At 44.2% G+C, this 14,441-nt stretch carries 12 protein-coding genes; 10 read left to right on the top strand and 2 right to left on the bottom strand.

Annotation, left to right across the window (positions count from 1 at the left end):
* Window positions 1-26: 26 nt before the first annotated feature.
* Together NSS67_RS04340 and NSS67_RS04345 are read left to right on the top strand one after the other, a co-directional pair.
* Entirely contained in the window at window positions 27-2,333 is a 2,307-nt protein-coding gene (locus NSS67_RS04340; RefSeq protein ID WP_339318480.1) for an ATP-dependent DNA helicase, read from the top strand.
* A 54-nt stretch (window positions 2,334-2,387) separates the two neighbouring features.
* Window positions 2,388-3,356, top strand: coding sequence for a Gfo/Idh/MocA family oxidoreductase (locus NSS67_RS04345; RefSeq protein WP_339318481.1), 969 nt, complete (start codon window positions 2,388-2,390; stop codon window positions 3,354-3,356).
* A 77-nt stretch (window positions 3,357-3,433) separates the two neighbouring features.
* Here NSS67_RS04345 and NSS67_RS04350 read toward each other — a convergent pair whose 3' ends face one another.
* Both NSS67_RS04350 and NSS67_RS04355 read right to left on the bottom strand, forming a co-directional pair.
* Window positions 3,434-4,117, bottom strand: coding sequence for a CidB/LrgB family autolysis modulator (locus NSS67_RS04350; RefSeq protein WP_339318482.1), 684 nt, complete (start codon window positions 4,115-4,117; stop codon window positions 3,434-3,436).
* The gene (locus NSS67_RS04355; RefSeq protein WP_339318483.1) at window positions 4,111-4,485 is read right to left on the bottom strand and encodes a CidA/LrgA family holin-like protein; all 375 of its coding nucleotides are present in this window, start codon (window positions 4,483-4,485) and stop codon (window positions 4,111-4,113) included. Before NSS67_RS04355 ends, NSS67_RS04350 begins: the two co-directional genes overlap by 7 nt.
* A gap of 112 nt (window positions 4,486-4,597) precedes the next feature.
* On the opposite strand from NSS67_RS04355, the gene NSS67_RS04360 reads away from it, so the two are divergent.
* The 8 genes from NSS67_RS04360 (at window position 4,598) to NSS67_RS04395 (ending at window position 14,372) form a co-directional block, all read left to right on the top strand.
* Window positions 4,598-5,527, top strand: coding sequence for a LysR family transcriptional regulator (locus NSS67_RS04360; protein ID WP_339318484.1), 930 nt, complete (start codon window positions 4,598-4,600; stop codon window positions 5,525-5,527).
* 115 nt (window positions 5,528-5,642) lie between these two features.
* On the top strand, window positions 5,643-5,912 hold the full coding sequence (locus NSS67_RS04365; RefSeq protein ID WP_339318485.1) for an aspartyl-phosphate phosphatase Spo0E family protein: 270 nt from the start codon (window positions 5,643-5,645) through the stop codon (window positions 5,910-5,912).
* 166 nt (window positions 5,913-6,078) lie between these two features.
* Window positions 6,079-7,479, top strand: coding sequence for a DNA-binding protein (locus NSS67_RS04370; RefSeq protein ID WP_339318486.1), 1,401 nt, complete (start codon window positions 6,079-6,081; stop codon window positions 7,477-7,479).
* A complete protein-coding gene (locus tag NSS67_RS04375; RefSeq protein WP_339318487.1) occupies window positions 7,433-7,555 on the top strand; it encodes a hypothetical protein in 123 nt (40 codons plus the stop codon). The genes NSS67_RS04370 and NSS67_RS04375 overlap by 47 nt, the downstream gene beginning before the upstream one ends.
* Before the next feature lie 204 nt (window positions 7,556-7,759).
* Entirely contained in the window at window positions 7,760-8,281 is a 522-nt protein-coding gene (locus NSS67_RS04380) for a MarR family transcriptional regulator (protein ID WP_339318488.1), read from the top strand.
* Entirely contained in the window at window positions 8,274-10,034 is a 1,761-nt protein-coding gene (locus NSS67_RS04385) for an ABC transporter ATP-binding protein (RefSeq protein WP_339318489.1), read from the top strand. Before NSS67_RS04380 ends, NSS67_RS04385 begins: the two co-directional genes overlap by 8 nt.
* Window positions 10,031-11,929 carry an ABC transporter ATP-binding protein gene (locus NSS67_RS04390; protein WP_339318490.1) on the top strand — a complete coding sequence of 633 codons (1,899 nt, stop codon included), beginning with the start codon at window positions 10,031-10,033 and terminating at the stop codon, window positions 11,927-11,929. Before NSS67_RS04385 ends, NSS67_RS04390 begins: the two co-directional genes overlap by 4 nt.
* Before the next feature lie 214 nt (window positions 11,930-12,143).
* Window positions 12,144-14,372 carry an MMPL family transporter gene (locus NSS67_RS04395; RefSeq protein ID WP_339318491.1) on the top strand — a complete coding sequence of 743 codons (2,229 nt, stop codon included), beginning with the start codon at window positions 12,144-12,146 and terminating at the stop codon, window positions 14,370-14,372.
* Window positions 14,373-14,441: the final 69 nt, after the last annotated feature.

A 14,441-nucleotide genomic window follows, 5' to 3' on the forward strand; every position in this document is an offset into this window, starting at 1 on the left:
TGGCTAATTAAGGGAGGTGAGAATAGATGAATCATACAGTAGCTCTATCGGTTAGAAATCTCGTTGAGTATGTTTTTCGCAGCGGTAGTATTGAGCCTGGGTTTCATGGAACGGGTTCTATGGTTGAAGGAACAAGAATTCATCAGAAGATCCAAAAGCAATATAAGGAAAGCGACCGCAAGGAGGTATATCTGAAAACAGAGATCTCTTATGGTAGCTTACTCTATATTGTCGATGGGCGCTGTGACGGACTGCTTGTCTCAGAAGATGGAAAGGTTACGGTCGAAGAAATCAAGTCAACCTCCGGATTGCTGGATTTATTGGAAGTAGGACATGAGGTTCATTGGGCTCAAGCAATGATGTACGCATATATGGTATCGCTGGAGCAGGAGCTTACCTCTATTCAGGTTAAGCTTACCTATGTCCACCGGGCTACTGATGAGCAGAAAAGCTTGTACCGAACGTTGTCTTTAGAAGAACTGATTGCATTTGTTAATGATACCGTAGCCAAATATGCTCCATACGCTGAGATGATGGTTCATCATGATACTAAAAAGGAGAAGAGTCTTCGGGAGTTGAGCTTTCCGTTTCCCTCTTATCGAAAGGGACAACGACATTTCGCAGGTGCAGTGTACAAATCCATCGTGGAAAAGGTCAGTCTGTTCGCTCAGGCGCCCACAGGTATTGGAAAAACAATGTCGACGTTGTTTCCTGTCCTTAAAGCTATGGGCGAAGGACAAGCCAAAGGATTGTTCTACTTAACGGCTAAGACGGTTACCCGGATTGCTGCGCAGGAAGCGATCTCGCTGCTACTGACGCAGGGAATTCAGATTCATGTCATCACACTTACCGCTAAAGAGAAGGCATGTTTTCGAGAAGAGGGAATTTGCGGTAAGGATTCCTGTTCCTATGCGGATGGTTATTATGATCGGATTAACGAAGCGGTAATGGATCTGCTTAAGCATGAGACGCTGATGAGCAGAGACACCATAGCACTGTATGCTCATAAGCATAAAGTGTGCCCGTTTGAGTTCTCACTGGATGCAGCTTATGCCTGTGATGCCGTGATCTGTGATTACAATTATATATATGATCCTCGTATCAGTCTGAAACGGCTAACGGAGGAAAGGAAGAGAGAAACGGTCCTTCTGGTAGATGAAGCGCATAATCTGGTAGATCGGGGACGGGAAATGTTCTCCGCCTCTTTGCTGAAAGCCCCTTTTCTGGAAATTCAGCGCCAGTATAAAGAAATGAACCGGAATTTGAGTGTTGCAGCGAAATCGGTGAATGCTTTTTTCATCTCCCTTCGCAAAATTTGCAATGAAGAGGGGCAAGGGCAGTGGGCATCGTTCCCGGAGGAGCTGCCAGCCTTGCTTGAGACGTTTGCCTTGGAAGCAGAACAGGAGCTTATTCATCCAAGCTCAAGCATTGTTTCACTGAATGGAGAAGGAGAGAATGTTCTCCTGGATACATATTTTGCAGTCCAAGGAATGCTCCGGACATTTAAGACCTATGATGAACGTTACATTACCTATGCTGAGGTTCGTAGAGGTGATGTGTATATCAAGCTATTTAATTTGGATCCCTCGTATCTGCTTCGGCAAATGTCTAAGAGCTTTCGAAGCCAGATTCTGTTCTCTGCAACGCTTTCGCCATTATCTTACTATCGGGATATGATTGGTGCGGTGGAGGAAGATTATAGCTTAACGGTCTCCTCTCCTTTTCAGAAGGAGCAGTGGGAGGTAACCGTGCTGCCTATCTCCACACGTTATCATGATCGGGAAGCCTCCCTAATTCCACTGACTAAAGCGCTAAGCCAAATGGTTTCCAAGAAGGGCAATTATCTGGTGTTTTTTCCTTCATACCTTTATTTGCAAAACGTATATCAAGCCTTTACGGACAATTACCCAGAAATACGTACATTGATGCAGGATACGGGCATGAGTGAGCAAGCTAGGGAAAGTTTTTTAGCTTCATTCAGTCCAGACAATAACGAGACATTGTTAGGATTTGCTGTACTGGGTGGGATTTTTTCGGAAGGTGTGGATCTGCCGGGGGATCGTCTCAATGGGGTAATGGTGGTCGGCGTTGGTCTACCGCAGCTTGGTCTTGAGCGTAATCTATTGCGTCAGTATTTTAATGCCAAAGGTAAAAATGGCTTTGATTATGCCTATGTCTACCCAGGAATGTGCAAGGTATTGCAAGCTGGAGGCAGGTTGATTCGTAGTGAGACAGATACGGGCATTATTGTGCTTGCGGATGATCGCTTTTTGCAGAGTCCTTATATGCATTTGCTTCCCGAAGAATGGAGAGATTATCTTATCCACGAATAAGAGGGTATAATCTATGAAAAGGCATTCATTATCAACGGGCAGGGGGAAAATAGAATGACATTAAAAGTGGGTATTGTGGGTACGGGTTGGTTCTCTAAAGTACATGCTGATTTGCTGGCAGGAATGGAGGATGTTCATTTGCAGGCGGTCTGCGGAAGCAGTAAAGCCAAAGGTGAGGATATGGCACGTCCATACGGTGCTGCTGGATATGGTGATATTACGGAGATGCTGGATGCAGAGATGCTTGATGCTGTTTATATTTGTGTACCTCCACAATCTCATGGTGCAATCGAACGTTCATTAATTAAGAGGGATATTCCTTTTTTTATAGAAAAGCCGCTTAGTATGACTACTGAAATTCCTGCGAGCCTGTTGCAAGATATTAAAGAACATAACTTATTAACCTCGGTGGGGTACCATTTACGCTATCAAGAGAACATTAGACGTCTGAAAGAAACTTTGCGTGGTGACAAAGTCGGTATGATTATGGGCCAATGGATGGGCGGCATGCCGGGCGTAGCTTGGTGGCGTGATCAGAAGCAGTCGGGAGGGCAATTCACAGAGCAGACTACGCATATTGTTGATTTGGTGCGCTATCTGGCTGGAGAAGTGAAGGAAGTATATGGCATGTTCGGAAACCGAATTATGCATGAGCAGCATGAAGGTGTAAGCGTCGCAGATGTGGGTACTGTATCCCTAAAGCTTGAGAATGGAATTATTGCTAATATTTCAAATACATGCGTTTTGCCTGATCAGGTGGGTAGTGTAGGTCTTAGCTTCTATAATGATCGGGGATTACTGGACTGGAACCCGGAGCGTCTCTTGGAAGTGCGAAGCGGAAATAGTACCGAATTTGAGAATACAGGGAACCCATATTTAGTAGAAAGTGAGGCCTTCCTACATGCTGTACGGACGGGAGACCGCTCACGTATTCTAAGTGACTATGAGGATGGATATAAGACGCTCAAAGTAACCTGCGCCGCCTACGATTCAGCACAAAGCGGATTGCCTGTTAAGCTCTGAGATTGGATTCATAGAAAAAAGGACATGCTACTTTAGATGTACTAAAGAGATATGTCCTTGGCTCATGCTGAGCTAGTCTAATGGATGAATATCGCGAGTAGAGCTGGTGCCACACCTATAGTCAACAGCGCAGACAGAATCATTGCAATACTGGAGATAGTTCCGGTCAGTGAACTAAGCTCGAAGGCTTTGGATGTTCCTGTACCATGCGCAGCGGTTCCCAGCGATACCCCGCGTGCAATTTCATTCTCAATGCGGAAGATACGGAGAACTGTAGGGCCCATCATTGTACCAAGTATCCCGGTAATTATGACGAAGACAGCCGTAATACTCGGTATGCCGCCGATACTTTCCGAGACGCTCATGGCGATCGGTGTAGTCACCGAACGTGGTATCAGACTGGTTGCAAGATTACCGCTGAGATGTAGCCATTTGGATAGCAGAATGGAAGAGATCACCGCAACTATCGTCCCGGAAAGCACGCCTGCCGCAATTTCGGCGGCGTGCTTTTTGAGCACCTTGAAGTTTTTATGCAAAGGGATGGCAAAGGCCATAGTTGCTGGCTGTAACAAATCCGTCAGCCACTTTCCTCCTGTATTGTAAGAATCATAAGCAATCCCTGTTATAAGCAGGAAGATGATCATGACTACTGGTGTGATGATTAATGGAGAGGTGTAGACTTTTCCAGTAGAAGCATAGATGCGTTTCGCCAGTAAATATACAGCAATTGTGAGGGCAAAGAACAGCAGAGCGTTTAACATGATCCTTTCCGCTCCTTCGCTTTATAAATTCTACTCGTAAGTAATCCGGAACTGGCCATCACAACAAATGTGCCCAGGACGACAACGGCAAGAATGCGTAATCCATCCGCTTCCAGAATACTAGCGTATTTCATTACACCTATTGCAGATGGAATGAAGAACAATAATAGCTCGGCGAGTAGCCAAGAAGCTCCAACCTCTACCCAATTCAGACGAATGACACCAAACTCAAGCAAGAGAAACAATATAATCATTCCGAGTATGCTTCCGGGAATAGGGATATGCAATAATGGGGTCACAGCATTGATAAGTATTGAGAATAACGTAAGTCCAGCTACCTGTAGCAGGCCTATAACGATCTTTTTCATAAGGCTCCGCTCCTTTCATGATAATGAAAGTTTACATCAATTGTTTTCATAGGTAAAATGAATAGATAGAATAAATGACATTCCTTTTGTCTATGGATTGAGGAGTTGGAAAATGGATATCCGACAATTAGAATATTTCGTTCAAGCGGCACGAATGAAAAGCTTTACTAGAGCTGCTGAATCATTATATATAACACAGCCTACGATCAGTAAAATGATCCGGAATATGGAGATTGAGCTGGAGGCAGACTTGTTCTACCGTGAAGGGAAGAGTATCCGACTTACAGATGCGGGGGAAATTCTGTTCACCAAAGCACAAAATATCGTGGAGTCGTTCGCCAGCTTGTCGTCCGAGCTGGATAGCTTACGAAATCTGGAGCAGGGTCTTATTCACATCGGTCTGCCTCCTATGGTAGGCGCGAGTTTTTTTCCTTCGGTGATTGGTCAATTTCATAAACGATATCCGCAGGTTACGATTCGTCTGCATGAGGATGGGGCCAAAAAAGTAGAGGAAGATGTAGAGGCGGGACTGCTGGACATTGGGATGGTCGTGCTGCCCGTAAATACAGCCAAGTTTCATTGCTTCACTTTTGTCGAAGAGAACCTTGAGCTTATTTTACCAATTGGGCATCGATTAGCTGGAGCAGACTTTGTATCCTTAAGTGAGCTAGCGGAGGAGGAGTTCGTTCTGTTCCGCGAAGACTTCACATTACATGATCGGATTATTACGGAATGTGTAAAGGCTGGATTTCAGCCGAAGGTCATTTATGAGAGCTCACAATGGGACTTAATCAGTAAAATGGTAGCCGCGGGAATGGGAATCGCATTATTGCCGGAAACCATTTGCCGCGACATGGATCGCTCACGCTTGGTCGTCGTTCCTTTAACAGATCCGGTAATTCCTTGGGAGATTGCTATGGCATGGCGTAGAGATCGTTATTTATCTTTTGCTGCACGCGAATGGATTTCTTTTGCTAAGAGGCTATTGAGAGGACAGGACCCAAATGAATTACCCGACGATCCGATGAATCATACTGAATAAATAGCGATTTTATTTTTGTGGATAGGCTGCATTTTTTTCTTTTTTTTTGAAAATATGTTTTTTGGTATCATGGATTATGATAGGAGGAGATGTTGATAGAGAGAAGGAGAGAGTTGTGACACTATATCAAGGTTCTTCCGAGAATGTTTATAGAAGAGACTACAGAGAAGATGAGCTGTTTGTGACTATAGAGAGCCTTAGATGCGAATTGCTGGAAGTCGCGGAGCAGCGGAGTCTTAGTGACCATGCTGTCTTAGAGCTAAGCGAACGACTGGACAGCTATATTTTGCTGGCACAACATAAGATGATGGAGAATTTGCGCAGCCGCAAGTCAGGTGCAACAGCCTACGGCAGAAGCTCAAAAGCTGCAATTACAATAAGTTAAACTTCGATTCATCCATAGAATTACACTATTATGATGATACAACCGATAAAGAGGAGAGAAATACGCTCCTCTTTTTGTCGTACAATCTACTTGTTGTACAATCCATAACTTTCACCTATAATGTCAATTAATAGAATCTTTTCAAGTCGAACTTTGGGGGTGCCGTGTGGAGGGAAAGTTAACAACTATACGCTCAGAAATTGAGAAAAATCTGTCCCGCTCCGGCCATAATCTCGCCTCATTTTCAAAAATTTGTGGCCTGAATCGTGGAAGTCTCAGCGCAATTCTGCATGGGAATCCACCGAAGCCTATGTCCTTGGGACAAATAGATGCAATCATTAAAGCCTTTGGCTTTCCGGACGGTTGGCTGTATCCACTTTATGTTGATGAATGCTTCAATGAGGAGAAGGTCTCACGCCGCAGGGTGGAGCCTTTTTTAATACGCTGCGCTGAATTGGGTAAGCAGCAATGCATAGATGATACATTAAATAGATTATTGGAATATCCGAAATCGCTAGATATTGTTTATTCGATAGCTGATAAATTGTTTAATAAAGGTAAATTAGAAGAATCTATGTATTTTTATAAAATCATAACTGAGAATGAGTCTGATAGCTACTCAGAGCGGCTCGCGACAAGTCATTTTCGCATTTTTATGTCGGTTAACGCTATTGTGGATACAGATGAGAAGTTACGTGCAGTTATCACCTTCGCACCTTTTAGAGGTCGTCTGCCAGAAAACATGCAATTGGATGGTCTGTTAAGACTGACACAATTATGCTTCGATCTACGCAGATGGAAACAGATGGAGGGATTTGCGGATGAACTGAGAGCATTGGCTAATGCTGTTTACCGTGAACAACTACGAACGCATGGAGACAGACGAAGCGAAGAGTTTAAAACACAACGTCCACTCGTCGTCTATTATGGACATGGATATCTACTCAAAGCAATTTCACTGACCAAGCAAGGACAATATGAGGACGCCAAGAAGTATACCGCAGGTTACGCAGAACTTGGCTGGTTTGAAATGTTGGACGAGCATGGTTATGAAGCTGTAGAACATTTTCGATTATTTGCAAAGGCCAATAGTTTTACATTGGAGATGCTGGTAGGGAATGTGGATGTTCTACCCGCGTATACTGCCTTTTTGGCTGATCATCCAGGCGAAATATTAGCGGGACTTATCACTATAATGGATGCAGCTAATCGTTATGGTTTCTCTGCTGATAGTGTACTCACACGGTTCTCGCGGGAAATGCAGAGATTTGAGCAGTATCAGGAGCCTAATAATGTAGATCGTTTATATCGGCTGTATTACCAAGTGGCTATGTATCGTATAAACCTTGAACAATATAGTGTAGGTGTCGACTATATTATACATTGTCTGGAGTTATCAATTAGGCAGAACAACGGAAAAGATTTTATAAATTGTGTTACTTTGTTTGAGACAAACAGAGACTATGCCACTGTTATTCAACAGGATAAATATAGAAACTTGATAAGGGAGGTGAGAAAGAATGAAAAAATCACTATTGATGATGGTCAGCGTGTTAGCATTGTTTAGCTTCATCATTATCGGACCTGTAGGCTCTGGAAGCAAAGGCGGCATTACGACTTATGAACACGGAGCACTTTACTAAGAATGAAGAAATCTATTCATTATTCTTATAATACAGAGTAATACATATACGAAAATGTACTCCCTAGCCCTTGTGCTTGGGAGTTTTCTTTTTCGTAATAATTGATAGCGTATTCAAAATTTGACAAAGCATTACGCCGAAAATATAATTAGGTAGCCTAAATAATATAGAGTTTAATAATTAGTCGACCTAACTAAATTAGAGGTGAAGAAAATTGGGATAAACGGAGGAAATAGAGAAAATACTGAAAATTCAGTCGCGCACAAGCTTCTTGCGGCGATGAAACGGCTGCATAAAGCACAATGGCAAAAGGGCGTTGATGGCCACAAGCCGAGTGAGATGACTTTAATGATATGCATTGAAAAATGGAATCATTCTGATGAAGAGGGTCTAAAGGTATCTGAAATCAGCCGCCATCTCGGATTCACACCTCCAACGATTACGCAGTTGATTAATAGTCTTGAGGCGAAACAGATGGTGGAAAGACACGCAGATCCTTCGGACCGAAGAGTTGTACGCGTGAAACTGACAGAGAGTGGAAAGGAACTCACACGAAGAGCAGAACAATATAGGGATGCGTTGCTTGATGAGCTCGTACGGCACTTAGGTGAAAAGGAGACTAAGCAGCTCACAGAACTACTGCTGAAAGTACATGCTTTCGTTGAGGATAATCCGCCACCTAATTGGGATAGGCTACAAATGAACGGAGATGAGAAGCTTGATTAAATTATTTAAACAACTGAAGCCATTTCGAGTAGCTATTGGTGCTGTGTTAATTCTTGTGTTCTTACAGTCCATAGGCGACTTATACCTCCCTACACTGATGTCCGACATCGTCGACAAAGGAATTGTACAGGGAGATCGTCAATATATTTGGAAAATAGGTAGCTTCATGCTCCTAGTTGCAGCAGGCGGGGCCTTATGTTCGGTCATTGCCAGCTATTTATCGGCAAAAGTGGCAGCGGGGTTCGGTAAACTTACCCGTGCCCGTGTGTTTAATCATGTAGAGAATTTTACGCTGCATGAATTCGATAAGCTCGGTACTGCATCCTTAATTACGCGTACAACGAATGATATTACGCAGGTACAGACTGTACTTACTATGATGCTCCGCATGATGATTGGAGCGCCGATGATGATGATTGGTGGTATCATCATGGCGGTGTCTGAAGATGCGAAATTATCATTGATCTTTGTAGTAGTTATTCCTGTACTCGTAGGCGCGATTTTCTTCATCGGAATGAAGGGATTGCCGCTGTTTAAAGCGATACAGATCAAGCTGGATAAATTAAATCTGGTGCTGCGTGAACATTTGACGGGTATTCGTGTTATCCGTTCATTTAACAGAATTGATCATGAGAATAAACGCTTCTCCGAAGCTAACCGTGATCTGACAGACACAGCTATTAAGGTAAATAAAATTATGGCCGGTTTGATGCCGCTCATGATGATTGTTATGAACTTTTCCATGATCGCTATTCTTTACTTTGGTGGGATCCGGATTGGCGATGGCGATTTGCAAGTCGGCTCACTGATGGCATTTATTCAATATGCGATGCAAATTATGTTCTCCCTGATTATGGTGTCGATGATGTTCGTGCTGATTCCTCGTGCTTCAGCTTCAGCCTTGCGTATCAATGAAGTACTCGATATGCGGCCAGAGTTCACAGATCCATCAGAGAGTGAATTGCAAACAACGGCTCAAGCTACTAAAAAAGACGGCCGAGATCATATGCGTGGTTTTGTTGAATTCGATAATGTATCCTTCTCCTATCCTGGCGCGGAACAACCTGCACTTTTGAACATTAGCTTCAGTGCTCGTCCAGGTGAAGTTACTGCAATTATCGGTGGTACAGGTTCAGGTAAATCTACACTGCTTAGCTTAATTCCAAGGTTCTATGATGTTAACGAAGGTTCTGTACGTGTTAACGGCGTAGATGTTCGTGAGATGACACAGGAAGAGCTACGGAGCAAAATTGGTTACATCCCTCAGAAAGCGGTATTGTTCTCAGGTACGATTAACGAAAACATCCGTTACGGTAAAGAGGATGCTACCGATGAAGAAATTATTCATGCAGCTAAGGTGGCACAAGCCTACGATTTCGTATCCGCAATGAAAGATGGATTTGAGTCGGAAATTGCTCAGGGCGGTAGTAATGTCTCCGGTGGTCAGAAGCAGCGGTTATCCATTGCACGTGCGCTTGTGAGAAAACCTCAAGTTTATCTGTTCGACGACAGCTTCTCAGCACTTGATTTCAAAACAGACGCTAAGCTTCGCGCGGCACTCAAAGATGAAACCACGGAATCCACCGTTCTGATCGTAGCTCAGCGGGTTAGTACTGTTATGGATGCTGACCGGATTATTGTTATTGATGAGGGTGAAATCGCCGGAATGGGCACTCACCGTGAACTGCTCGCGAGCAGTGATGTGTACCGCGAGATCGTATCCTCGCAGCTGTCAGAGGAGGAAATAGCATGAGCGAACAAAACAGAAAACCTTCCGCTCCGAGCGGTCATAGAGGTCCGGGACCAGGTGGACCAGGTGGCGGTCCTGGAATGCGGATGCCTGCAGAAAAGGCTAAAGACTTTAAGGGTACACTTCGTCGTCTGATTAAGTATTTGAGACCTCGTATGGTTCAATTAATCATCGTTCTAGTTATGGCAATTGCCAGTACGGTATTCAGTATCTTCAGTCCTAAAGTTATGGGTAAAGCAACAACCAAACTGTTCGAAGGTGCTTACGGTAAAATGATGGGCGTAGAGGGAGCTTCCATTGATTTTGGATACATTAATGATATCCTGATCATACTTGCGGCTCTGTATCTGCTTAGTGCTCTGTTTAGCTATATTCAGCAGTATGTAATGGCTGGTGTAGCTCAGAAGGTCGTTTATGACATGCGTGAGCAAATTAACAGTAAGCTGGAACGTTTGCCTTTGAAATATTTTGACTCTCGTACCCATGGGGAAATTCTAAGCCGTGCTACGAATGATGTGGATAACATCAGTACTACACTGCAACAGAGCTTAACTCAACTGATTACTTCGATCGTCACCATTATCGGTGTCATTGTGATGATGCTCACCATCAGTCCATGGCTGACTTTAATTACGATTACAACATTGCCACTCAGCTTTATTGTGATTATGGCCATTTCCAAACGCTCGCAGACTTATTTTGTGGGACAGCAGAAATCACTCGGTCAGTTGAATGGTCACGTAGAGGAAATGTATACAGGTCACCGTATTATAAAAGCATTTGGTCGCGAACCGCAGTCCCTTAAGGATTTCGATCAAATTAACGATAAGCTATACGACTCTGGCTGGCGTGCCCAATTCATGTCCGGTATGATTATGCCGCTCATGATGTTTATTGGTAACTTGGGTTATGTGCTTATCTGTGTAGTTGGTGGTATCTTTGTTACTAAAAAAATGATTGATGTCGGGGATATTCAAGCCTTCATTCAGTATTCACGTCAATTCACCCAGCCGATTGCACAAACAGCTAATATTGCTAACATTATTCAATCCACCATTGCTTCCGCAGAACGGGTATTTGAACTTCTGGATGAAGAAGAGGAAGTTAAGGAAGTTAATACTACGCTTGCGAAGCTTGATGAAGGTACTCCGGAAGGTTCCGTTGAGTTCCGTCATGTGAAATTCGGATATAAAGAAGATGCTATTCTGATTGAGGATATGAATATTGAGGTTAGTCCAGGTCAGACTATAGCAATTGTGGGTCCTACTGGTGCTGGTAAAACCACTCTGATTAACCTGTTGATGCGCTTCTACGAGCTTAACGATGGGGAAATTATCATTGATGGAGTCAATATTACCGACATGAAACGGAGCGACCTACGCAGTAAATTTGGTATGGTGCTTCAGGATACCTGGCTGTTCAATGGTACGATCCGTGATAACATTGCTTACGGACGTGAAGGTGCATCGGAAGCCGATGTAGTGCGGGCTGCCAAGGCTGCTCATGCTGATCACTTTATCCGTACACTACCACTTGGTTATAACACGGTGTTAAATGAAGAAGCTTCTAATATCTCTCAAGGACAGAAGCAGCTGATTACTATTGCTCGTGCGATTCTGGCCGACCCATCGATCCTCATTCTTGATGAAGCAACGAGCAGTGTCGATACACGGACAGAATTGTTGATTCAAAAAGCAATGAAGGCACTGATGCAAAACAGAACCAGCTTCGTTATTGCCCACCGTCTATCGACGATTCGAGATGCAGACCTTATCCTTGTTATGAATCAAGGTAGTGTAATCGAGAAGGGCAACCATGAGGAGCTGCTTGCACAAGGCGGATTCTATGCGGATCTTTACAATAGTCAGTTCTCTGAAGAAGATTTGGACGCAGGCTAAATTGAAATAAATCAAAGTAAAATAAGCTGAATAAACCCCTCTTTTCACATCTTGCTGAGTCTTTATGTGAAGGGAGGGGTATTTTATTTGTGAACCAGACTATCAGGTTTAAAGATAAACAACAATAAATGTTTGATTAAAAATTAAAGGATATATATGATAGAATAAAAATGACCCGCGGCTCATTTTTGAAGCTGTTGGGATAAAAGAAAGGATGAAGAGAATGTCAGGCTACGGTAAATGGGTGGCAGGAAGAAAGACGAAATGGATTACCCTTCTTGTATGGATTGTACTGGTAGGTGCACTTACCCTGTTATGGCCTGCAGTAAATTCTCAAGTTGCTAATAATGCGCCTAACCTCCCAGATGATGCACAATCGATACAGGCAGCAGCAATTGCAGAACAAGAATTCCCGACAGGTAGCGGCGTACCTGCACTGCTCGTATGGCATAGAGAAGGTGGGCTTTCGCAAGATGATTTAGTACATATCACTGCTGTATACAACAAGCTAGAACAGCAACCTTTACCTCATCAGGACTTTGTTCCCCCACTAGGAAAGCTGCCGCCACAGGCATTGCAAGCCTCGTTATCTGAGGATCGGAGTACGCTGGTAACCCCGGTGCTCTTCGATAAAACGGCAGATAGTGATCAACTGGGTGAAGCTGTGACAGAAATGAAGCAGATTATAAGCACTGAGACTGGTGGAGACCCGTCCGCTGCCAAGGTGGATGGAGACGATCTGAGTTTGCGTGTTACAGGTCCTGTGGGCATATCCATAGATGCTACTGGTCTATTTAAGAACGCTGACGTGTCCTTGCTAATTGCTACGGTTATGCTTGTATTAGTGTTCTTATTGGTGATCTATCGTTCGCCTATCTTGTCATTTATTCCACTCATTGCTGTTGGATTCGCATATGGAGTAACGAGTCCGATTCTTGGGAAAATGGCGCAAGAGGGCTGGATCACTGTGGATTCGCAGGCAGTCTCGATAATGACCGTTCTCTTGTTCGGGGCCGGCACAGATTATTGCCTGTTCCTGATCTCGCGGTTCCGGCAGTTGCTGAAAATAGAAGAGAGCAAGAGCCGAGCGCTTCTTCGCTCCATTACCGAATCCTCAGGTGCTATAGCAATGAGTGGCTTTACAGTCGTGCTTGCGCTGTTCGCGCTATTACTTGCTAAGTATGGCGCTTACCATCGTTTTGCAATCCCATTCAGCTTGTCGATTTTCATTATGGGGATTGCTAGCTTAACGCTTGTACCTGCACTGCTGGCGATCTTCGGACGCACCTCGTTCTACCCGTTCATTCCGCGTACCCCGCAAATGGAGGTTGAACGGGCCAAGGCGAAAGGCAAACCAGCGCCAGAGCCAAAAGTCTCCCGCAAGAAGGAGATTGGTGGGCTTGTAGTTTCCCGGCCTTGGGCTATCGTAGGAGTGACCGTTATTGGGCTGGGGATTCTAGCTTCATTCTCCAGTGGAATTAAATTCACGTATGATATCCTTTCTTCTTTTCCTAAAAATATGGAGTCCCGCGAAGGGTTCGATATCATTGGTAAGCAGTTTTCTCCGGGAGAACTGGCTCCTGCTAAGCTGATTATTGATACTAAGGGGAAAGCGAGTGGAGAGGACCTTAAAGTCATTCTCGGAGGGCTCACGTATGTGGACACGGTTTCCGATCCGCAGCCGGGCGCTGTGAATAAGGGTATTCAGGGTTTTGATATTGAATTTAAGAACAATCCTTATTCACTTGAAGCAATGGGGCATATTCCAGCCCTTCTAGCAACGGCAGAACAGGCGCTGATTGATGTGGGCGTTGAGAATCCTGCGGATAATGTATGGGTAAGCGGCCAGACGGCGACACAGTATGATACCAAAAAGATTGGAGATCGTGACACTGATCTGATTATCCCTGTTGTCATCGGGTTGATCACCTTACTGTTATTGATATATCTGCGATCTGTAGTGGCAACCATTTATCTGGTCGGAACGGTCATTCTCTCTTTCTTCTCTGCACTTGGCTTAGGCTGGATTATCATTCACTATGTGCTGGGGGCAGATGCGATTCAAGGCGCGATCCCGCTCTATTCCTTTGTATTCCTGGTGGCACTTGGAGAAGATTACAACATCTTTATGATCTCGAATATTTGGAAAAAGCGTAAGACCATGCCGCTTAAGCAGGCGATTGCGGAAGGTGTAAATGAGACCAGTTCGGTAATTACCTCTGCAGGACTCATTCTGGCAGGTACTTTTGCTGTATTGGCTAGCTTGCCTATACAGGTGCTTGTGCAATTTGGTATCATCACCGCTCTTGGTATCCTACTCGATACTTTCGTAGTTCGTCCGTTCCTGGTACCAGCCATAACGACGCTTTTTGGTCGGTGGGCTTTCTGGCCAGGGAAACATCAAGAGGTGGAGCAAACTCTGACTCATGGTAGTGAGCAATAAGCGATACACTGTAAAACAAACAGGGATGTCCCGAAGCCATACTGGCTCAGGACATCCCTGTGTTATTAT

Source organism: Paenibacillus sp. FSL R10-2734 (assembly GCF_037963865.1).
In the GTDB taxonomy this organism is placed as follows: Bacteria; Bacillota; Bacilli; order Paenibacillales; family Paenibacillaceae; genus Paenibacillus_AQ.